General features: G+C 51.7%; 22 protein-coding genes. 12 read left to right on the top strand and 10 right to left on the bottom strand.

Annotated features, from left to right (window positions below; all coding sequences use genetic code 11):
* Positions 1 to 353: 353 nt before the first annotated feature.
* The 3 genes from BW919_RS07105 (at position 354) to BW919_RS07090 (ending at position 2,463) form a co-directional block, all read left to right on the top strand.
* The gene (locus BW919_RS07105; RefSeq protein WP_088336317.1) at positions 354 to 842 is read left to right on the top strand and encodes a hypothetical protein; all 489 of its coding nucleotides are present in this window, start codon (positions 354 to 356) and stop codon (positions 840 to 842) included.
* 322 nt (positions 843 to 1,164) lie between these two features.
* Positions 1,165 to 1,527: a hypothetical protein gene (locus BW919_RS07095; protein WP_157666159.1), complete on the top strand. Its 363-nt coding sequence runs from the start codon at positions 1,165 to 1,167 to the stop codon at positions 1,525 to 1,527.
* Between the two features lie 195 nt (positions 1,528 to 1,722).
* Positions 1,723 to 2,463 carry a hypothetical protein gene (locus tag BW919_RS07090; RefSeq protein WP_088336314.1) on the top strand — a complete coding sequence of 247 codons (741 nt, stop codon included), beginning with the start codon at positions 1,723 to 1,725 and terminating at the stop codon, positions 2,461 to 2,463.
* Positions 2,464 to 2,871: 408 nt separating this feature from the next.
* Here the strand turns inward: BW919_RS07090 and BW919_RS07085 are convergent, their stop codons facing one another.
* The 4 genes from BW919_RS07085 to BW919_RS07070 form a co-directional block, all read right to left on the bottom strand.
* Complete coding sequence (locus BW919_RS07085; protein ID WP_088336313.1) at positions 2,872 to 3,189, bottom strand: hypothetical protein; 318 nt, start codon at positions 3,187 to 3,189, stop codon at positions 2,872 to 2,874.
* Positions 3,168 to 3,422: a hypothetical protein gene (locus BW919_RS07080; protein ID WP_157666158.1), complete on the bottom strand. Its 255-nt coding sequence runs from the start codon at positions 3,420 to 3,422 to the stop codon at positions 3,168 to 3,170. Before BW919_RS07080 ends, BW919_RS07085 begins: the two co-directional genes overlap by 22 nt.
* A gap of 241 nt (positions 3,423 to 3,663) precedes the next feature.
* The gene (locus BW919_RS07075) at positions 3,664 to 4,863 is read right to left on the bottom strand and encodes a hypothetical protein (protein ID WP_088336311.1); all 1,200 of its coding nucleotides are present in this window, start codon (positions 4,861 to 4,863) and stop codon (positions 3,664 to 3,666) included.
* Position 4,864: 1 nt separating this feature from the next.
* Positions 4,865 to 5,290 (bottom strand): hypothetical protein, encoded by a 426-nt coding sequence (locus BW919_RS07070; protein WP_157666157.1) that lies wholly within the window; start codon positions 5,288 to 5,290, stop codon positions 4,865 to 4,867.
* 286 nt (positions 5,291 to 5,576) lie between these two features.
* Between BW919_RS07070 and BW919_RS07065 the strand changes: the two genes are divergently transcribed.
* The 4 genes from BW919_RS07065 to BW919_RS07050 all read left to right on the top strand — a co-directional run bounded on the left by BW919_RS07065 (position 5,577) and on the right by BW919_RS07050 (position 8,716).
* The gene (locus tag BW919_RS07065) at positions 5,577 to 6,857 is read left to right on the top strand and encodes a hypothetical protein (protein ID WP_157666156.1); all 1,281 of its coding nucleotides are present in this window, start codon (positions 5,577 to 5,579) and stop codon (positions 6,855 to 6,857) included.
* Positions 6,858 to 7,088 carry a hypothetical protein gene (locus BW919_RS07060; protein ID WP_088336308.1) on the top strand — a complete coding sequence of 77 codons (231 nt, stop codon included), beginning with the start codon at positions 6,858 to 6,860 and terminating at the stop codon, positions 7,086 to 7,088.
* Between the two features lie 66 nt (positions 7,089 to 7,154).
* The gene (locus BW919_RS07055) at positions 7,155 to 7,664 is read left to right on the top strand and encodes a hypothetical protein (RefSeq protein ID WP_157666155.1); all 510 of its coding nucleotides are present in this window, start codon (positions 7,155 to 7,157) and stop codon (positions 7,662 to 7,664) included.
* 5 nt (positions 7,665 to 7,669) lie between these two features.
* Entirely contained in the window at positions 7,670 to 8,716 is a 1,047-nt protein-coding gene (locus BW919_RS07050; RefSeq protein ID WP_088336306.1) for a metal-dependent hydrolase, read from the top strand.
* 39 nt (positions 8,717 to 8,755) lie between these two features.
* Here the strand turns inward: BW919_RS07050 and BW919_RS07045 are convergent, their stop codons facing one another.
* Positions 8,756 to 9,148 (bottom strand): hypothetical protein, encoded by a 393-nt coding sequence (locus tag BW919_RS07045; RefSeq protein WP_088336305.1) that lies wholly within the window; start codon positions 9,146 to 9,148, stop codon positions 8,756 to 8,758.
* Between the two features lie 36 nt (positions 9,149 to 9,184).
* Positions 9,185 to 10,165, bottom strand: coding sequence for a polysaccharide deacetylase family protein (locus BW919_RS07040; RefSeq protein ID WP_157666154.1), 981 nt, complete (start codon positions 10,163 to 10,165; stop codon positions 9,185 to 9,187).
* Positions 10,166 to 10,834: 669 nt separating this feature from the next.
* Here BW919_RS07040 and BW919_RS07035 point away from each other — a divergent pair.
* The 4 genes from BW919_RS07035 (at position 10,835) to BW919_RS07020 (ending at position 15,220) form a co-directional block, all read left to right on the top strand.
* Positions 10,835 to 11,092 (top strand): hypothetical protein, encoded by a 258-nt coding sequence (locus tag BW919_RS07035; RefSeq protein ID WP_088336303.1) that lies wholly within the window; start codon positions 10,835 to 10,837, stop codon positions 11,090 to 11,092.
* Positions 11,093 to 11,847: 755 nt separating this feature from the next.
* Positions 11,848 to 11,988 carry a hypothetical protein gene (locus tag BW919_RS07975; RefSeq protein ID WP_157666153.1) on the top strand — a complete coding sequence of 47 codons (141 nt, stop codon included), beginning with the start codon at positions 11,848 to 11,850 and terminating at the stop codon, positions 11,986 to 11,988.
* Between the two features lie 1,319 nt (positions 11,989 to 13,307).
* Positions 13,308 to 13,661, top strand: coding sequence for a hypothetical protein (locus BW919_RS07025; protein WP_088336301.1), 354 nt, complete (start codon positions 13,308 to 13,310; stop codon positions 13,659 to 13,661).
* A 173-nt stretch (positions 13,662 to 13,834) separates the two neighbouring features.
* The gene (locus BW919_RS07020) at positions 13,835 to 15,220 is read left to right on the top strand and encodes a hypothetical protein (RefSeq protein WP_157666152.1); all 1,386 of its coding nucleotides are present in this window, start codon (positions 13,835 to 13,837) and stop codon (positions 15,218 to 15,220) included.
* Between the two features lie 243 nt (positions 15,221 to 15,463).
* Here the strand turns inward: BW919_RS07020 and BW919_RS07015 are convergent, their stop codons facing one another.
* The 3 genes from BW919_RS07015 to BW919_RS07005 all read right to left on the bottom strand — a co-directional run bounded on the left by BW919_RS07015 (position 15,464) and on the right by BW919_RS07005 (position 18,672).
* Positions 15,464 to 16,180 carry a thermonuclease family protein gene (locus BW919_RS07015; RefSeq protein ID WP_088336299.1) on the bottom strand — a complete coding sequence of 239 codons (717 nt, stop codon included), beginning with the start codon at positions 16,178 to 16,180 and terminating at the stop codon, positions 15,464 to 15,466.
* 605 nt (positions 16,181 to 16,785) lie between these two features.
* On the bottom strand, positions 16,786 to 18,033 hold the full coding sequence (locus tag BW919_RS07010) for an FIST signal transduction protein (RefSeq protein WP_198324600.1): 1,248 nt from the start codon (positions 18,031 to 18,033) through the stop codon (positions 16,786 to 16,788).
* Positions 18,034 to 18,234: 201 nt separating this feature from the next.
* Positions 18,235 to 18,672, bottom strand: a complete 438-nt coding sequence (locus BW919_RS07005) for a hypothetical protein (RefSeq protein ID WP_088336297.1) — start codon at positions 18,670 to 18,672, stop codon at positions 18,235 to 18,237.
* A gap of 404 nt (positions 18,673 to 19,076) precedes the next feature.
* On the opposite strand from BW919_RS07005, the gene BW919_RS07000 reads away from it, so the two are divergent.
* Positions 19,077 to 19,997: a hypothetical protein gene (locus tag BW919_RS07000; RefSeq protein ID WP_157666151.1), complete on the top strand. Its 921-nt coding sequence runs from the start codon at positions 19,077 to 19,079 to the stop codon at positions 19,995 to 19,997.
* 376 nt (positions 19,998 to 20,373) lie between these two features.
* Here BW919_RS07000 and BW919_RS06995 read toward each other — a convergent pair whose 3' ends face one another.
* Positions 20,374 to 20,691 carry a hypothetical protein gene (locus tag BW919_RS06995; protein WP_088336295.1) on the bottom strand — a complete coding sequence of 106 codons (318 nt, stop codon included), beginning with the start codon at positions 20,689 to 20,691 and terminating at the stop codon, positions 20,374 to 20,376.
* Positions 20,692 to 20,805 lie beyond the last annotated feature (114 nt).

The raw sequence follows: 20,805 nt of genomic DNA, 5'->3' as shown, positions 1-20,805 counted from the left end.
ATGAGTGTTCAATATTATGCGCCATAATCCTATAACTTTAGTAATCCATCAACTCGTCCTTCAGTTCTTCAAGTTCTTCTCTTCCACTCTCACCCTCGTTATCATACTCATTCTTCCTATTATTTATTTTCACTCTCGATCATTAGTGGTCTGCTCCTTACGTATCTCAGCACATGGTCATAAACATCGCTTACCAATTCGTCCACTTCCTTGGCCACGTCGACCATCGAACCATTGACCCCATCCAGATCCTGGACCCACCGCGCCGTCTCGCCATCACTACCAATGACTGGACAGTATTTATACATTCCGGATAGTTAGATAGTCCTAAAGAACAACGCGGGGAAGCCAGTGTGTTCTTGATTAGATCGGTTCCGGAGGAAGGGTTCGTGTCCTGTACTTACGGTGTGGTGCCTTCGGACGCGATGTACTTGGCGGATTTGGTACTCCAGTCCTTGGAGGATCGGGTGGACGAGTTGTTGGGTGTAGAGTTCTCGTCGTCGAGCGTAGTGCTCGAGTCGATAACCGGTGACGTGGGAGTGGTACTGTTGACGGAGACGGACCCGGAGTCCGTGATCGAGTCGGTGTCGAGGGTTCTCGGATCGGATCGCGTGGAGGGGGTTCGGGGTGAGGATACTGGTGATGTCGTGGATTACCTAGAGACGGTCGTTCCAGATGGAGCGGTGGTGTCTAGGAGCCTGGACGTGCTTGGAGACATGTGGTGCGTCGTGGGTGCGGGTACGGCGTTACTGTCAGGGTACGTGATCCCGGACATGTGGAACATCAAGCCCGGGGAGACGTTGTCGTGGGACTCCTTTCACACCTCGTGGCATCGGTTATAAGCGATAGATTTTCATAGGGAAATTATTATAGGGTGTTTCGGTTCCGACACCGGCTGGAGGTCCGACAGTTGAATTGGAAGGTAACTACCATTACCGTGTTGTCAGCGATCCTAGCAGCGTGCGGGACGGCATCCTCCATCTCGGTTATCGGTTCGATCAACTCAGATTACGAAGTAACTCCAGTAACCTATAGGCCCATGTCGTTGTTCAGCAACAATGACTCTGCTAAGATTGTGTTCGAGGCCACAGACGGGCTAAAAACACTCAGAATTTTCACCAATGATGGGAGTATATCGTATGAATACACAATGTGAAAGGGAGATTGGTATCGCCCACTTTAGTGAATGATACAGATATAGTTGCGGTGGACGTAAGTGGCAGTGATACTAACTGGTGCGAGAAGCTAGTGATTATTAATCCCTATGGAAGAAAATCCATCGACGAAAACGCCGCTTATCCATGGGCTGTAGAAGATGAGGGTAGAGAGCGCTTATACATCGCGTACGAGAAGTGGCTAGGAGATTCCTGCTCGGCGGTTACAGTGGCAATAAATAGAGGAATGATCGAGTCTATAACTACTATCGACAATGTGAGCGAAGCCGTTGGAGACTCTTACCGGTACCCGAAGCTAGTGATCTCCACTTACGGCAATAATTATTTGATTTTGGTATTCACTGATTATTGAGGTGATAAACCAATGGTGAGAGTTGTAGCACTGAATATAAGTAATAATTGTGAGATCGTAAAAGATCTGAAGCTGAGTAGGAGTATCAATCCGTACGTAGTAGACAATGTCATGGTGTACGAGGATACGTCAATGAATGCAGTGAGAGCCGCTCTGATAGAATTGACAAATAATAACTGTTAGCTGGTTCAGAACGTGGTTCTCTACCGTCACAGCGGACGAGTATCAAGCCTATGTATGGTACCGGTCTACGAGGATGAGAATGGTGGGAAGTACTATCTCACGACGTTCGTTGTCGATGGTAAAATCTACGGCGTGTTGTTTAGAGCTAAGTACAAGAAGATCGAAGTGTTGTCGATATACGACAGCAGCGACCTTGAATGTGGTGTTAATACTGATGTTAAGATAATCGCGATAGTGGCTAATCCCACAAGTGCTAGGGTAGTATTGGCTCTTTTAGATGGTGACAATAGGTTGCATATTGAAGTCCCTAAAGTGGGTAATCCAGTGGACGAAGTAATTGGATCTATACATAAACTGTTGAATATTACCTACAGTATAAGTAAGCTCAGTAGCGAAGTATTGACAGTGAAGGATGAGATATTAGCAGTTAAAGGCGAGGTGTCAGATATTAAGGTTCAAGTGTGCGATCTGAGGTCAGAAGTTAAAGACTGGGTGAGTAGGGTTAACCCAATGTTTGATGAAACAGACAGAAATATTGAGAGTATCGAGAATCGGATATTAAAGATCGAAAAAGACGTATCTGGGATATATAATAGAATTAACAATATGAGTGAAGAAGTGAACAAGAAGATTAAAGAAGTTTACGATTACGTATCGAAACTTGATGAGAATATGTTAAATATTGATCATAGAGTTAGTCAGATAGAGAGTAAACTTAGCGGATTACTGAGTACTGTAGATAAGGTAACCTAAGACGTTAACAGCATTAAGGAGAGGGTGAAATCACTAGAAGGTAAGACTAGCGACATAGAGAAGAGCTACGGTGATGCAATTACGAGCTTAGAGAGAAAAATCAAGGAGATTGAAAATAGGATTGAAGAGTTTAGCAGTAAGATCAGTAGTAGTAATGAAAATAATGAGGTGAAAAGACTTTATAGGAAAGATTAAGGAGGAGATCAATTATCTGAAAAGTGTACTAAGCCCGCTGAAAGTACTGTCTGAAACGAGCAAGACTGTGCCTGCCGGTGAAGGTAATAGGAATAGCGAGAACGTCACGTTGACTAAACTAAGACGAAGAAGATGGATACCAAGAAGGAGGGATCCAAGAAGAAGATGGATGCGGCTGTCGCGGTATTAGGCGTGTTATTAGCAGTGCGGCGCTTACAGAAACTGTATCAGCGCCGCCACTAAACCTATGATCGAGGAGACGTACTGCTGGACCCACCCAGGGAGCATCGACAAGATCAGCGCCGCCACCAACGCTGTGAGAGTTTTCCTGAATCTCGACGTCTCAACGCGTTTCATTTCCTCCTCCTTCGAACGCTTCTCTTCCCAAGTCTCTACTATCTCTTTCACCCTGCACAGGCTGGCGTTCACAACGGATCCGAAGTGGTAAGAGGAATCCCTGACACTCATAGCGTATCCAACGGCGTCGGGTACATATTCGTCCATCTCCCTCATGAACTCGTCTTCACCCAATTTTCCTTCCAGGAAATCACGACATATAGCCTCAGTCTACTCAACCTGTCAGATAGCTCCTGAACGTTCCACCTCATATCTTCCAATAAGGATAGACCCGACAAAAGGCCGTTCTCCCCATCCATAGCCTCTACCAGCAACCTCTCACGAATACTATCGTACTTATCTATGATACCATCCAATTCCTCTAACCTAGAATGACTCCAGCCTAACACTTTGTAAGACTCCGACAAGTACCTTTTACACAATTTAATATCGTGGATCTCATGACTAACATTAACTCCTTTACTAGCACTTATCTTATTGAGTAAGCTGATCACATTGGAACACATATCGCTACACCTCTTAACATCCTCCTGCACGGTGTGGCATAAGTTAATGCAGTACTTAACATCAATCTCATCAGCACTGACCGACGTCGAGAGTGAGAGTATGGAGAGTGTGACTGTTAGTACTATGAGACTAGTCCATCGCTTACCACACCCCGGTTATCGCGTTTATTACAAGTCCTTCTATTATGGATAGTACTGGCATTAGTAGTCTAGTCCAGTAATCTAGTGATGTTTCCGAATTGTAGAGTGAGTGGAGTAACACTCCTACTAGTAGTGGAACCACAGTGTAAGATATGTGACACGACAACCTATATGATAAAGCTTGTAAGTTATTCGGAGCCTCCTCATGGTAAACCCATTCGGAAAACCCGTACAATACTCCAGTCAATAATCTAGACAACCCCGTGAGCTCGCTAGCCAAGCGTTTCAAAGGCTCCTCAATCACCGGAGCACCAACCCCAAATCCTACATCATCCCAAACCTTAGAGGCCATCTTATCATCACCCAACCAAACCCCGGCCAATAACTTCGAAACATGATCCGCTACATAGTACTCTATCGTCGGTAATTCGAATATCACGATAGCGTAAGCTGCTCGCTTAGCATAATCTATAATCACCCCAGGATCGAGTTTGAACTCGGGCGGTTCTCCAAGCTTTGGCAAGCGTTCTAGTAGTATTGAACAAGCGAGTGATGTCATTAGGTACGGTATGCTAGTGATAACGTACGCGCTCGGTAGTAACCATGGGTGTAATAATAATCTAACCGGTTTCGACTCGATCAACCCGAGTTCTTCTAACAAGTCCTTGAACTCGAACGCTTTAGCACAAAGCTCGAAGTAATTCCACGAGGAGTAAGAATCATACAGTGAACCGACCGAGTTCAAGAACTCAACAAACTCGTATAATCTAGGATTACACTCCTTGATAACCCCAGTAATATCAATACTGCCCGTATCGATATCTCTAACACGCGCATTCCAAACTACCATGATTACTTTATCGTCATCCATATCATACAGTATGTTCATTCCAACTCTTTCAGGCCTCCAGAACTCCTCCTCATCGACTCTATTGGCTAAGTTCTTCAACTTCTCCAACTCCTCACTCGACGGTGAACCCCTCCAAACCCTACCACTCGACAAGTCACAGTATAACTTGAAGAACTCCTTACTAGAACTCCTATAAACGTAGAATACTACAATGTCACCTTGATAATCAATACCTAGGATGAAATCACCTAATCCTAAGTATCTCTTTATATTAATCGTTACAACATTATCTGTATCATCGATGATGTGGACATATAATGGACTTACGTAATCATCACCGAATGAGTACACTTTACCATCTCTTATTATTTATTATATTCAGTTCGATTACAGTATGTTCAGAGAACAATGCCAATAGTGGCGTAGGTACCGTTATGACTGGTATACCACTGCTTATTCTCATTACTGTGTATACATAAGCGTGATTCGGGTTTAGTCTTACGGTATCAATTGTCTCACCGTCTACTGTAACTGATATTTTATCACCTTCGAGCTTGAGTTCGACGATTGGCTCATTGGATATTATAACCTCTTTCTTGTCCTTAGAGTAGTACAGTGTCGCGTGAAGTGGACCTTCTTCGATAGCCTCGATAGCCTTTTTCGTCGCCGTGATTCTCGCGTGTTTTAGGACTTCCTTCTCGAGTGACAAGGCTTGATCGTACACGTTCTGATAGTAAAAACCAGAGGATGGTGTCATCATAACGAGCACCGAGATCAAAACCATCACACAACCTAACATTAACCACTACCCCTCGCGTTTCACTATGAGAGTCCGATCGCAGCTCGAATCACGATCATTGTGGCACTAGAGGGATCCCCTGCCCTTCGGTGTACACTTCGGAAAAAATAAATGGTCATGGGTCTCCGGGAGCGTGTACTCGGAGTCAACACTATTAGGAGTACCACACGCATGCGTTTCCGAAGTGTCCAAATGATCGTTCTCGTGGTGTAGAACGTCGAGTTAATTTAACGCGTGTCGTCGCGTATTGGTTGGGTGGTCGTCATTGAGTAAATTGCTGACAAGTGTTCTGATCGGTCTCTGGGTCCTGTCTTCGTCGGGTTGTGCTCAGGCTGTCGACGTGCCCGATCCGACTTTGGGTGCTGGGAAGGCTGTGGTCAGGTTCGTTCCGTCCTCCAGTGGTTGGATTGCTCAGATCCGTTACTATCCCCCTAGGGGCAAGCAGGTTGTCGTGAGTGCTACCGGTTCTGTAGTGGGCTACAGTTTGAGTCTTCAGGATAAGCTCGTCGGTGGTCCGGTGCGTGTAGGAGTTGTGAGCGTGGACGAGTACGCCCCGGAGCTCTCCGGGTTGTTGGATGGTGTTAGGGTGAAAGCGAGTGTGGATCGTGGTGACAGCTCGTGCCGAGCAGTCGTCAGTGTGTCGAACGGTACCGAGCGTCCGGTCATGATTAGGGTCGTCTACTCGAACTGGGCGCATCTCGATTTCGGCGACAGGTCCTTGGATCAAGATGTCTCACTGAGACTCGATGGTAGGAAAGTGGAGTTGAAGCGGTTCTCGGTCCGTGGTTCGGAGTTCGTTCGTGCTGATTTGGTCCGGACGGATTCGAACGGTTTCAGCTACCCGTACGTGAGGGTGCTTCCTGGGCAGAATGTAGTTCTACACTTGGAGGTCGGTTACGGACGTTCTCCAGGCAAGGTGACGGTGATCAGGAGGGTTCTGTCGTCGGAGTCACCAGTGCCCGCACGTCTGGACGTGAGCGTGCTGAGGCCTGTCGGGTTCGGTGTTCAGGGGAGTCGAGTCTCGTTCTGGGCTCCCGCTCCGGGCGTAGGGTACGTGGTACGATGTCTAGTGCATGAGAATGGTCGTATGGTTCCTAAGGTGTTGAACGGTGAGTGCGATCGTCGTGGGGTGGTGTCGGTGGATCTCGGTGGTGACCCGGAGTTCGTGAGCGTGTACTTGAGGCAGCCCGCAAAGGTGTCGTTCGAAGTCAGGGATCGTGTCGGGGTATCGCTACGTCCTTCGTCCGGTGCTGGAGGGTTGTGGTTGAAGTGGTCGAGTTCTGAAGTATCTGGAGGTATCGCTACCGACGTCCGGTTGAGGGGGCATGCCGGCGGAGTGTTTCTAGGGTTGATACTGGACTCGACGGACGAGGGCGTTGATGTGAGCGTGGACGGCGGTGAGGTGGTTGAGAAAGGTGTTCTGCCCAGTGGTCGTGTGTTCGTCGTGGTGGATGTGGGAGAAGTGGACAGTGAGCGTGTTGTGCGTGTAGTCTCGGGTGTTCGAGTTCTCGACGTTCTGGCCAAGGTGGTCGGGGGTGATCGGTGAATGTTGTGCTCGGTGTTCCTCGCACTGTTGTCGGCGTCGGTCGGTCTGTGTGATTGGTCGGACGGTGTTCCGGAGGAGGATCGTGAGTATCTGGAGGAGGTGTTGGAACAACACGCATCCGGGGGTCGTGGTGGTTCTGGAGGCGATGGGTCCCACGTCGTGCCCGCGTTGCCGTTCGTGCTTCCGCGTGGGTTTTGGCGTGTTCCTGGGCGCTCTTCGCGCCCTCGATAATCACTTCTAGTCTTGGTGGTGGTGAGTATGCCCTGGCCTTTGCCGCCTGAGGTAGAGGAGATCGTCTTGAAGTTAAAGCCGGGTGTTTACGTGGCTAATGCTCGGATCGATGGAGTACCTGAGTACGATCTGCTCAGTGATGTTCTTCGGGATGCGCTCGGTCTTTCTTCCGCTTCCACCTACCGAGTGTTAGTCGACAGGTACTTGGATGAGGTTGGAGCGCCGCTGGTCTTCCAGGCTTCGGATCACTTTCAGTTGAACCGCTACGCTAGGCGTGCGATTGAGAGGCTAGCCGACGGCGTTCCGGTTCTAGTGTTCAATAGGGGATATTTACCGGCCGTCGAGTGCGAGGACATCACCGGGGAGTTCGTGGAGGGTGAGTCGGTGGAGGTGGGTGCGGTGTTCGATGACGGTAGTACGGTCACGCTAGTTGAAGATCCTTCACGGTTGCTGAAAGCTGTCGCGGTCGCGGGTATCGGGCTTTTGATCCTGAGAACTATGGTCGACGAGAGCGTTGATTTCTGGGTTCTGACTGCACTGGGGCTCTTCGGTCTAGCGGTCTCGAAGTTGGGGTGATCTGAGTGAGAGCGAGGACTCATATCCTTCTCACCTACATGTTGGCGGCCCCGTTCTTCGGTGTGGAGCGCGCGATTACTGTGGCGTTTTCGTCGATATTGCCTGATCTAGATCATCCGAATTCACTGGTCTCCTCTTCCATGTACCCTATCGAGGTCTTAACTGGTCGTAATATCAGGTTGGCCGTTTCTAGGAGGTTGAAGCATCGTGGCGTGCTCCATTGTCCTTGGTTGTGGGGTTCGCTCTCCTACGTCCTGTGGGCGACTGGGCATCAGGACCTCTCTCTACCGTTTTTGGGTGGGTTCTTTCACTGCTTTGAGGATGCCTTTACGACCATGGGTGTACCGGTCCTGTGGAGGCGTGAGGGTAGCTCGTGGCGCTCGATAAGGCTCTCGTTGACTGGGTTGTCGTCCGATACTTGGGACGCGATTCTACCGCCGCTCTCCCTAGCCGTCACTTGGGCTCTGTTCCTCTTGGACCCTTCGGAGTTCCACGCGACCCATATGGACGATAATCAGTACCTGGAACGCGTGTACTGGACCTCGAGATCGATCGTCTTGAAACCGTTCTTGCACACGGTAGAAGGGATGAATCGTGAGGCGTATAGGGTTTCGAGGTACGGTCGTCTCCCGCACGTTAGGGTCGTACTCCAGTACTATGGCGGTATTAGGGACATCTCAGGGTTTTGGACGCCGCCGGGATGGGTGAGGGGGGATGACGGGCGTTGGTATTCGCCGCCTGAGTACGGGTACTCCGTAAGGTCAATGTCATACGAGCGAGTGTCGTACGTGGTGAAGACGGTTCGGTGCTGGAAAGTACCTAAGGGCGCGTTCGTGCTCCGGGCGGTCCTGGCGTACGATGGACTGGACCGGGCTGCACTCGAGACGTTGATCAGGAAGGCTGTGATCCTAGGGCTCAGGGTCAGACACGAGGACAGTGTCTCTGGGGTCGTTATCCTGGAGGGGTTCGATGTGGAGGCCAGGACACTACGAAGGCTTCCCGGACCGTCGTGGTGTAAGGTTACCTTCGTGATCTCGTCCGACGCCTCGTGATATTGCCTCGCGCTCGACAGTAGGAGTGGTTCTTATGAGCTACGCCGAAATGATGTAGTATAAAATCAGGATCGGGAGCAGTATCAAACCTACAATAAGTGTCCATTTTTTCGGCTTAAAACTTTTGCATTTATGTCCTCGTCCATGCTTACTACTGTTACTTGAAACTGGTGCCGTTCCAACATCTACGAAATCAGATTCGTCAGATGATTGATCGTAGTTCGTATATTCAATTTCGCTATCATTCTGATGTCCGTAATTTTCATCGTAATCTTCGTCGTATTCATCATCATAATATTTAGGTTGGTACTCTTCTTCAAGGTCGTATTCGTCTGAGTATACCTGGGCTAGTGCTGGAGTGAACGAATGGAATAACCCCAATGCTATTAATATCGTTATCACAGGTATGGCTAGGACTTGGGGATTAGACATCTCGGACCACCCCGTGTCGTTCACTGTACTGTCCGGTTAGAAGGACGTGAACCGTTGCCCGTGACGCGCCAACTCCGCGACGTCGTCGATTGTGGCGAACGCGACGCCCGGATGGGATCGTGCGTAGTCGACGAATTCCAGGATTATCCACCAGTGTTTCGGGTTCGCCGTGATGTTCTCATGGAAGAGTACTACGAACACTGTGGGTCTACCGGGTCGACCGTGCCTGTAGTACTGGTCGAACCCTCGCTTCAGGTTCTCCAAGGCCTCTTCTGGATGGCCCGTAGCGATCTTGGGACGCACGAACAGGTCGTCTGCGAAGGAGCACAGGAACTTCGGCCTCACGGGTTGACGATTCTGGTATTCCCACTCCGTGTAACACGCTATGGGTATCTCCAGGATCTTACCACCTTCTATCCATTTCGGTGCGCCCCTGGTCCCCGGTTTTGTGTAGATCTTGCTAGAGTCGACCCATATACCCTCCTCCACGAGGACACGGTACGTGTTCTCGTCGATCGCCAGACCGGGTGCCCTGAACGCGTCCGGGCGTACTCCGGTGGCCTTGCTGATCCACTCCTGAGCCGTGTGGATGATCTTGCGCTGTTCCTCCTTCGGCAATCCGGCTATCTTACCTGGATGACCTAGGAACGCGTACGAGGCACCCCCGTCGTTGGCGTGGTTGATAATGTCTCCTCCGAGTTCGTGTAGCTCCTTCATCCTGTCCGGGTAAACGTAAGCTTCCCAGGCCGGGACAGCGAACGTCATCGGTACACCCTTCCTCTTGAGTATCTCTGCGAGCCGGACTGAATACTTAGACCCGCCGCAGAGGTCCTCCGTCACGACGACGATGCACCTGGCGTGGGATAGACGGCTGATCCTGTTGCACTTCCTGTGGTGGATGTGTTTAAAGTGGATCGACCCTACCATCGCCGCGAGGGCTACCACTGTCAAGATCAGGACGAAGAACCTCTCGGATACCAGCACGCGTCCGTTGTTTTCAGGGAGCAAATGGCTCATGAGTCCCCACGTAACCCCCCGCGTATGACTGTGTGGAAATGAACGATGGTAAAACGGCACAGTGGTGATTTCGATCATCCTGCGGTCGGTGGTGGTCATAGTTCACTTCGTAGTGTAACACCAGAAATTTTTCAAGTTTCGCTTCGATGGTCGGCCGAACTGGTCCCCCGTCGGAAGCTCGACGTCGGTGGGAACCGATCTTGTGTATGATCTTGTTGTATTTCAAATTGAACTGATGACGTGTAAGCGTGGGTACGCCCCGCGGTTTCTCACACGAATGAGTAGTTCGTGAGACGGTCGGTCGTTGGACCGGTCGTCCTCTGACTATCGTTTAAGTTCGGGTACGGTTCGGGACTACGGGTGGTATATTTGTCGGGTCGGGTACCTAGGGACGTGTGGTTGTTCGGGGTAGTCAGTTTTCTGAACGACGTGAGTTCGGAAGGTGTGTTCGCAGTACTTCCATTTATATTACGGTCCTAGGTGCGCAGGGGCCGGCTGCGGCCGCGTTCGCATACGCGGGGTTTTCCACCATACACGCGTTGACATCGGTGCCGGCTGGGAGAATCTCGGATAGGTTTGGATCAGGGATCGCGCTGTGCTTGGGTTACGTGGTGACTGCGGTCGCGGCAGCGCTGGCCGGCTGTGGTTGTGCGGTAGCCGCGTTCCTGTTTGTACGGGATGGCCTACGGAGTCGTCGACACTGTCGAGCGGGCTGTCGTGGCCGAGCTCTCGGGGACAGCGACCTCGTACGGCGTCTATCACGCGCTCGTCGGCGTCGGTTCCCTGGTCTGCGGACTGGTCGTGGGGTGGTTATGGGAGTCGGTCTCGCCGTGGGCGACCTTCGGGTACTCGGCGTGTGTGATAGGGGTTGCGGCGGCGCTGGTTCCGGTCCTGATCTGGGGTAGGTCCAGTGCCAGTGAGCAGTGAGTGGTCTTCGTGTCCCGTGGTGTTCTAGGAGGAGCACGGACCGATCGGTTCCCTGGACTTGCAAGGCTCCGAACGGTGTCCGAGCTACACACATTTTCGGGGGTGTGATGATTCGGGAGTTTCGAATCCGTTCCCGTGAGTCATCTAGTGCTGCCTCTTTGGTATGGCATACTAAGGAGAGGTATAGCCTCGGGTCTAGCCCGATCCTCGACACTGGATCGACTACCAGGCTACGAGACCTCTACGAGGAATCCTAGGACCGGGTTGACCCCCCAGGCCGGTGACCGACCCGTACACCGTTCGAAGTAATCCGTCACCGTGATCCACCGAACGTAGACGCAAGATCCCGGACGTGGAGATCGACTAGGACGATAAGGACTATAGTGAGGTCGGCGCTGATAAGATCGTTCACGTACTGTTGTCGATTGATACTCATACTGATATCGCACTGTCTATGTACGGTCTATGCTGTATCATGGAATGGTAGTAATACAATTGTTTTAGATTAAGACTAGTGTCTTATCAGTTTGGCTATCGGTGACCTTTACCCTGATCTAAACGGTATCGTTTTCCACGTCGTGACCCTAATCAGGACTTCTCGTACCCCATCGAGAAGCACCTCCCGAGTACTCATCACTTGGTGGCGAAATGTGACCCGATCGGATGACCCGTGAAGGTCGAGCTCTCGTAGAAGATACAGTAGTTACCATCCGTATCTCGAGTCGGAACACGATAAGCAGAATCAGGGTTCTTTGATGGGCTGGCTGGTAAAGGGAGCTCCTAGAGTGTCGAGGGGAGGCTACGTGGCAACCTGTACCGGGAGTAGGCTCGGACGGCGGTGGGTAACAACCGAGCTGGATTACGCCGTTGAGGAGTTTCGGAAGCGAGTCGGGTGACTAGGTCGTACCTGGGACTCCTCGGATCCATTTATCACAATACTGAACGTTTCCTCAGCGGCTCTCAGGCAGTAAGGACTGGCTACGGTCGTACCGGTGGCGACCGGACGCGACGCGAGTGATCTCGTACTGCACGCGAGAACCTTGACGACGTCGATTCGGCCCCGCCAGGTGCGATACTGTCACTTCATCGGTCGTGGGCTCTCCAGTCGGTGTGCTCGTAGTACGTAGTACCCTCGATCCAGCGTACACTCACTAACTCCCGACGACTTCGAAGGGGAATCGTTCCTGCATGTGCATCCTAGAAGTCTCGCCGATGAACACGCGCGCCTTCGGGTAACGATCCACTCCCTAGGAATGTCGGATCCCCGGTTATCGAACCCTTCCGGATAGGGCACGAGTGTCAGTCCGGACGCCACCTCAACCGTCGTCTCTGAGCCTCTGCCCTCCCATTCCAGACTCAGTACGGACCACGGTCGTGACTCCACCCTCCGAGCTGGCTCACCGGCATCACGCGTCAAACCGGCCGCTATTCAAGCCGAACACACTCCCACTATTATAGAGTGTATTTCCGGTAGTGAACCCGAGGACATTCGGGACGAGGTACTACCGGCTGCTGAATGGCTTACCCCAAGCTCGAGACCGTGCTGAAGTACCAGTACTATTACGTTCAGGTTCTCAACGCGCGCGTTCATCAAAGTTCTACGACCTCGCCGAGTTCGATCACTCCATCATCATAAACCCAAGGCGTTGATCCTGTCAATTAAGTTTTACCACATCCGATAGCACGCCTCGGAATACGTCACCACGGTCGAGCCGTACACTACACGTCGACAGCAATTCGGTGGGCCAGAACGTGCCGAGTGAGGTATCGTTATCTCGAGCACATCTTCAGGATATGGAATGAATTCAGGACAGATTCACACGTCCCGATGTTTTCTTACCGCGACCTCCTTGGTGGTCACGGTCTCGGAACGATGAACTTTGTCCGAGGAGCATCCGAACCGGCGTGTTGTAAGCGAACGTACTGGCCACAGCGGAGGACGTATTCTAACGCCGTTTTTGGGTCTCGTTCGGAACGTGCCGACTTCTAATACCTAAGGTCCGAGAGACCTCAGGTGACCATGAGCGACAATCGTTTCGATACCGGTTCACCAAGACAGATAGTGCGACCTTCCGAACAATCACTCCGGAAACATATACGTTGTGTAGTGTGCCTAATAGTACTAGTAGTGTTGACTTTAGGGTGTACGCTCCTATCGATTCGTGGTTTTTATTCTTATAACGTAGGTGGTTGTCTTTCTGGGGGGTAATGCGGGGTGAGGGCGTCACTCGTCCTCACCATGCCCGTGATAGTACTCGATGGTTGCAACCCGGGTTATGCGAGTGATCAAGCTAGTAACTTGGCAGTACCACCATGGTTTGATTGGGTCAAGAATGACAAGACGGATAGGAAATATGCAACGTTGAACAGTATTGAAATCAATTGGGCACCGCATTACATTAACTGGGTAAGGGCTGCAAAGTACGTGCTGTACGTATTCCCAAAGAAGCACCCAAAGAGGAGTAATTACGATGAGTACAAGGAGGCGTGCCGAGAAGTTTACGACGCGTGGGCGGGTTCTAACTCCATTAAATCATCAATAAGAACTGGTGTGGGGGATGGTGGTTAATGTTAGGTTGTGTGATGGTTTTGATCTCGGTGCTCGTTATGATGACACCATCCTCTGGTTTTTACTGTCAGGACGTGTACGATCAAGCCTTATCACTCGAGAAGGAAGTCCTAAAACACGCGAGAATCACGGCGACGAAAAAGGCGATCGAGAGGATTACGAGTTCACATTGCGTGATACCATACTATTCTAAAAACAAGAAGGAGATTATAATATCCAATGAGCCAACTGCTGAACTCAAGCTCGAGAATGATAAATTATCGGTTATAGTAGATGGTGAGACAATCGACACCATAAGACTAGACCCGAACCACGTTTATGCTTATATGTATATGATAGGAGAATCTGGTGGCATCCCAATTGTGCCTGATATAGAACACAATTGTTACGTTCCCGCTAATTTACTCATAATAAAGAACAGTAAGGTTTATGTATTTTACCATCTATTTAGTACAGATACTACAATCCCAATTCCAGAAAATATTATTACTACCCAAGTAGTGGGAATTGACTTTGGAGAATATCTGAAGGGGGGCGTGTATCAACCCGACTTCATCTTAGGCGTTGATCATCAGGGTGATATTATAGTATTCTACGTTTATAGGAGTTCTAGTAAGGAGTTCTTCAAGTTATACTGTGACTTGTCGAGTGGTAGGGTTTGGAGGGGTTCACCGTCGAGTGAGGAGTTGGAGAAGTTGAAGAACTTAGCCAATAGAGTCGATGAGGAGGAGTTCTGGAGGCCTGAAAGAGTTGGAATGAACATACTGTATGATATGGATGACGATAAAGTAATCATGGTAGTTTGGAATGCGCGTGTTAGAGATATCGATACGGGCAGTATTGATATTACTGGGGTTATCAAGGAGTGTAATCCTAGATTATACGAGTTTGTTGAGTTCTTGAACTCGGTCGGTTCACTGTATGATTCTTACTCCTCGTGGAATTACTTCGAGCTTTGTGCTAAAGCGTTCGAGTTCAAGGACTTGTTAGAAGAACTCGGGTTGATCGAGTCGAAACCGGTTAGATTATTATTACACCCATGGTTACTACCGAGCGCGTACGTTATCACTAGCATACCGTACCTAATGACATCACTCGCTTGTTCAATACTACTAGAACGCTTGTGGAAGCCTAAAATACCATTAATTGTACTGTTTGAACTACCGTCAATAAGCCACTATATAGCGGATTGGACTTCGAAGTTATTAGCTAAGGTTTGGTTGGGTGATGATAAGCTAGCTTCTAAGGTTTGGGATGATGTGAGTGTAGGAGTCGGTGTTCCAGTGATCTGGGAACCATTAAAACGCTTGGTTGTTAAAATTACTAGGCTACCTAAGTTGTTAATTGACCAGTGTTATATATTAATGGAATCAATTTATAAACTAACTTACAAAGAGAAAGCTCTAAGTAAATCAAGGGCTCTACCGTTATTAATAGGAACATTACTTCACTCACTTTACGACTCAGGGATATCATTAGATAATTGGACAAGCCTACTGAGACCAATACTGTCTACGGTAGGAGGAGTTATAATAAGTATAGTAACCGGGTTGAAATAGGCGATGACAACCCACCACAGCCTAACTTCCTTCACACTCTCATGGGATGCTCACTAGAAGATGCTAACTAGATACCGATACCAACGTGAAGACGTCCATAGTACCTATGAGTACTCAGAAACCGTCCGTGGCGACTCTTCCATAAATGCCGTTCACGGCCTTGTGGAGTACCCGAACCTTTCTACAATTATACTACTTTATTACCACTTACCGGGAGATGGGTGTAGGACGAGAATGAGCGTCTTACCGCCGTGCCGAGATCAGCAGCCTGACTCCGATCACCGCGGAGATCGCGGCGAGTACTGCCGGCACAGTCGGAGTCCCGGTCTTGTACTCTCCCACGACGGTTCCCTTCGTGATCTTACTCTCTTCGAACTGGGTCGGCCCCTCTTCCTCGTTCCTCGCATAGACGTAGATTGTGTCCCCGTCTACCACCTTCGCCACGTGGGCCTTAAACTCCCTGGGGAACCATCTTGGGAGCGGGTCTGGCTTCGGGTACCTGCGGTACTCGGCGAGCCCCTTTTCGACGAGCATCTCTGAGAGGGTTATCTCCTCGTCATCTGGGTAGACGTCCGCGATGATACGGTGGTACTTCCCTAGACCGTACGCCCGGCACTTCACGTAGCCGCCGGAATCACGGATTTTCTTTTCCACGAACTCTCTAGCCTTCAGCCCGAGCCGGTACTCCTCCTCGCTCGACGGGTGGAATATCTCCGGCGCGTTGATCCGTGCGAACCGGACCCTTACGGCGGGTTTCCCGTCGAAGTACCTCACTGGCACACCAAGAGCCTCCAGCTGCCTGAGTTGGTTGTCCGTGAGATTCAGCCATGGAACACCGTTACCGGGTGCGGGTTCCGGCTCCTCTGGGTTGACCCATGGCGGAGCTCCCAGCGTCGTCGTCCCGGAGAGCGCCAGTAGGGTCGCCAGGGCCACGAGCAGGGCTCCGACGACCTTTCGCAAGGCGCTCCCCCTAGTCGTCGGCGCGTCGTCGGTTCATAAGGTTACTTCGTTCGTAGTCAATCGCGGATCTTCCGGACCCGCCGACACGGGTTTTCGAATTATTCTCACCTCATCCCAGACGGTCGACTTCGTCCCGAAGGACTCGTCTTGCCGTCGATGAGTCACTACCTAAAACTCAGGTACAGCCAGAAACAGGCACCGGTTCGTGCGGTATTCTCTCTGTCGGTGGGACACTCACCGTCACCTAGGGCTACGTGTGCGCTCCATCATGGTTCGTGACCTTCACGTTCACGGTGTATCCTGACAGGTACCTAGTTCGATGTGGAGATACCATCGACGGTCACCTAACCCGCTCGTCCCTCATACCCCGGACGATCCCTTTATCCTATAATCCACACGACGGACTGAGTCGTCCTTCGGTGTCAGCACGATCACTACCATCACGTCGTACGGGCCGTTACCGTAGAGACTAACGGTTCGGTACCTTCGTTATATCGGCTTATCATCGAGCGCGGTCTTAGGATCTGAGACCTTATACTCCTCCCCATTGATCACTATCTCATCATCAGAGAACCCGAGTCACCGAAGGCTTACACGTCGACAGCTCACGCGCTCTTGGACCGACTCACGACCTCACTCCCGAGCACGTACGTAGCGACTGTCTGGTTGTGCTGGACTAACTTACCGGATGGTGTCAGCCCGTACTCGCCGAAACAGTTGAATCCGAATATAGTCACGTCCTCGCCTACCAAGTCCCGGAGAAGGCGCACAGCGTCGTCAGTGTCGACGATCAGATGTCGAGCCGCGCAGTTGAACACGAACACGACCCCTAGCTCCTTTGGCGAGCCGGCGTCCTCCAGCGCCCTCTGTACCGCTATCTTGAACGATCCCTCAACGTCACCTGGCTCCATGATCCGGGCGGCGACGCTGTTCGGGAGTGGCGACACCAGTCTCATGGCCCTTCTCTCCACGTCCGCGTCGATCGGCGTTCTGACTAGGTAGTAAGGACGCGGTCCTGGGTCCATGATCCCCAACGGGTGCTTCAGGAGGGTTTCCATCTCGGGCTTCTCTCCCACGATATCGACGTAGACATCTAAGGCTGGCTCGCCGTTCATCTCGATCACATCTACACCCTCGATCTCGACGATCATCGGATCAGATAACGGGACGAAACCGTGATCGACCGCGTGCCCGCGCTTCACTGATGAGTACAAGACCAGTACCGCCAACGCGTCCTCGTACACGCCAGAATTATCGAAAACGTACGTGTGTTCGAACTCGTACTCGTCCGCGGTCATTCCGCCGACGATTCTTGGTACCGTACCAAGACAGTCCATCACACCATTGAGCACACCCATTGACGCCTCCGGACTGTTAAAGCAGCATAAACCATCGGCGAAGAGTAAGACGTCGACCAGGGAGTGTCGGACCACGTCCATGTTACCGGTTACGAGTCCCGTTGCCACCGGGGCGAGCGATGCGGAGACGTCTACTTTCACGCTCCTAACCGCTCTAGCCACGGTCTCCCTCGCGACTCGGTACGGGTCCTTCGAGAGGCCCGTGCCGATCGCCATTCCGAAGGCCATGAGCTTGGACAGCTCCATCGCTAGTATAGCCACAGATCCGTCGCTGAACCCGTCCGTGGTGATATTACCGGCGGACGAGAGACCTAGGATCAGGCAGTCATAGTTCAGGTACTCTACGAGCGCCTCACGGACTTCGTGAGGGTCGTGTCTGGGCGAGAAGGCGCAGAGAACGACGTCGATCCTGTCGAGATCCTCGGCGGCTTCTTCTAGCGCTTCTTCCGGGCTGGATTTCGACATTCCGGCCCCAGCTTTAAACGGGGTGGACATGCGTTCCTTCCCCCGTAAGGCGGCCGGAACGCGTCGGTTAACGCGATGGATGACATATTCTTTACGGGAACTAAAGACGTACTGATTCCGATACGGCCGCAGCGGTATCAAAAACGGGAACATGTGGGTGGGCACGCGAAGATGGCGAGTCTGGCAACTACCGCACTCTAGTCACCTACAGGGTGATCCAGATTTGTAGACCTATACACGCTTCAACGTGAACGCGCACAGATCCTCATCGACGTTCATCTCAACGAGTCGATACTTGGCGCCGAAAGTCATCTCTGCGAGCTCCAGGATGGTCGTGACGTAAGGACACACTACAGGCATCTTATCCCGATCCAGGAGCTCACGGCGTACCTTCTCGAACGGGCACAACTCGATCACAACTTCGAGCTCGTCTTCGGACCCTTCAACGCGCACTTCAGCGTCGTCCGCGTGCCTTAAGGCCTCTTCGATATCTTCGGAGAGGGAGTTCTTGTTCTCCCCGGATACCTCTAGAAGTCCGTCTTTTTCGAGCAACTCGAGCATCCGTAGACCGGCAATCCGGTTCAACGCTAGAGCCATCTTACCGTGCGTTTCGAAGAGAGCTTCCTGAAGGCCTACCATGAACGCCAAATAGACGTCACGATGAACCAACCGACCCCGTCCGGGGGGGCGTTCTATATTATCAGTCTTACCGTGATAGGAGTGTCGACGAGCATGGTCGGTAACCGGTCCTATCGTTAGCGTCGCCTCATCCCGCCTGCGAACAGTCAGAATAGTACTCAACCTTTGATGGACTCGTCTTCTGCCCTTATAGTCGACGGAGTTAGGTCGGCGTGAGCAGGGCAGTTGAATCGACGAGAGGGGCGGGCCCCGTTCCAACGCGTGGGCGTAGACCCTGTCGGTCGGAGGGTGAAATCCTGTCCCGGTGATGAACCAGGAAGTCCCGTCGGATCGGATTCCGATCACCGACGTGTCGTACTCGCATGCGTGGCAATGTGGACCCAAAACTGTTATCCCTACGAATGCAAAGAACGGACTGGGGCCCACCGACATTGATGGCCACAGTCGCCGTCCTGACCGCGTTCCTCGCGGTGTTGAGTACCGCGGCGGCGGAGTACCCTATCAAGGGTGAGGTGTCGGGGACGTTCGAAGTACGAGTCGAAGTGAGCCCCGGTACGCAGGTGGATGCGGGAGAATATGCGGTAATACCCGGGAAGGAATATCTCTACCTAGTCATGGTGGAAAAGGACGATCTAGCAAGTTCTGGAGAGTTCAGGACGCAACCATTCCTGGTGCCCGTACCGATTAAGAAAGTAGAAGTGTGCGGGTCACTGGTCAAGTTCCAGAACGGCCTAGATGAGGAGTTCGCGGCGTACTGTCTGAACCCGATGGGGCGTCATCCGAGAGGCGAGATGGTAGTGCCGAGATGGAGCGAGATCGAAGCGAGGTGCGTTGGGATCAAGGTAGTAACCACGGAAGGTACGCATATCGAGGAGCGGCATCTCACCCCGGAGTGGGTTAAAGCCGTCTGTTACCGCGTGGATGGGGTAGTCGACCCGAAGGAGTGGAAGAGGGATTCCCAAACGATAGTATGGATGACGGAGGCCGCCATCCCAGAGCGTGTGAACGTCGATACCAGAGTGAGGATCGACGTGAACGCGACGGTACAGGTGAACGCGCAGGCTTTCTTCGATATAAACAGGAGCGAGCTGAAGGAGCTCGCGGAAGCAGGTGACGAGATGGCGCGACAGCTGCTCGAGTTCTTCAGCAGTAAAGAGGAACTGGAGCGGATGATCGATACCGCGCGGGACGCGCTTAACTTCGTCGAGCGGCACCTGAGTGACGTGGTTACGGCTGCGCAGACGGCGAAAGAAGTGTACGAAACGGCGAAGGGCGTTTTAGGGAAAGTTCCAGTTCCGCCGATAGTGACGGTGATGGCGCTGGTTGTGCTGGCGATTTCCGGGCGCCGTCCATGAGTCAGGGTGCCCCTCCCACGCGGTATCGTCATGGAAATCGAAACAATACCGACGACGCTTTCGTGAGCTCGACTGACTCTGGAACGTTAACCTGAGGTCAACACTTCTGGGCAGGCGGGAGAGACTCGAACTTCGATCCCCCATGAGAGTAGTGATCCAGTGATGTGGAACGCCCTCGGTCCTGACTCTAGGATGATGAAGGCGGACTTAACCGAACCGACATTTTTCTCGTCATCGAATCTCGCGTCGAAATCTCGTATATCACGCGCGCTAAGGCGGCAAGTCTCCCAAGCCCGCTAGGTGTTAAAAAACGAATATCTTTGGTGAAGAGGCGGTCCGAGGGGCGGGGCGCGGGTCGTTGCGTACGCGTTATACCTTACACTTCCACGTCGGCCACCTTGCGTCTCCTCTCTACGAACGTGCGAGTTCCCTGCACTCCCATACAGGGTTTCAACGAGAAGACAATCTCAAGGAGATCCAAGGCCTCATCCACGGGCCTCAAACTCAAGGCTTTCCGGACTATCTTAGCTACATCTTCCACGGAGTACCCCCGGAGGATCGCCATCGCGACCACCCTGACGATCCTCTCCAGTATATTACGTCCTCTCGGGAGGTCCTTATCGACCTCATCCTTCTCGTCCATCTCCTCAAGTTCCAGTGGTACGACGTGGTCTTTCACGACCTTGGCCGGCAACTCGTGTTCACCCCCGACCGGTGGGGGTCCCCACTACGAACTCAAACGAACGTCCACTAATGTAAACGAGATCCGGACCCTAATTACCCTTTCTCTGACAACCTTAGGTTAAGT

The sequence above is a fragment of the Methanopyrus sp. KOL6 genome (genome assembly GCF_002201915.1).
Lineage (GTDB): Archaea > JAADCQ01 > Methanopyri > Methanopyrales > Methanopyraceae > Methanopyrus.
This window is presented reverse-complemented; position numbering and strand designations above follow the sequence as displayed.

Excerpts from the sequence above, each read along its gene's own strand:
- BW919_RS07040 (WP_157666154.1), bottom strand. The coding sequence starts at position 10,165 with ATGAGCCATTTGCTCCCTGAAAACAACGGACGCGTGCTGGTATCCGAG.
- BW919_RS07045 (WP_088336305.1), bottom strand. The coding sequence starts at position 9,148 with ATGTCTAATCCCCAAGTCCTAGCCATACCTGTGATAACGATATTAATA.
- BW919_RS07000 (WP_157666151.1), top strand. The coding sequence starts at position 19,077 with ATGGCCACAGTCGCCGTCCTGACCGCGTTCCTCGCGGTGTTGAGTACC.
- BW919_RS07975 (WP_157666153.1), top strand. The coding sequence starts at position 11,848 with ATGGGCTGGCTGGTAAAGGGAGCTCCTAGAGTGTCGAGGGGAGGCTAC.
- BW919_RS07010 (WP_198324600.1), bottom strand. The coding sequence starts at position 18,033 with ATGTCCACCCCGTTTAAAGCTGGGGCCGGAATGTCGAAATCCAGCCCG.
- BW919_RS07060 (WP_088336308.1), top strand. The coding sequence starts at position 6,858 with ATGTTGTGCTCGGTGTTCCTCGCACTGTTGTCGGCGTCGGTCGGTCTG.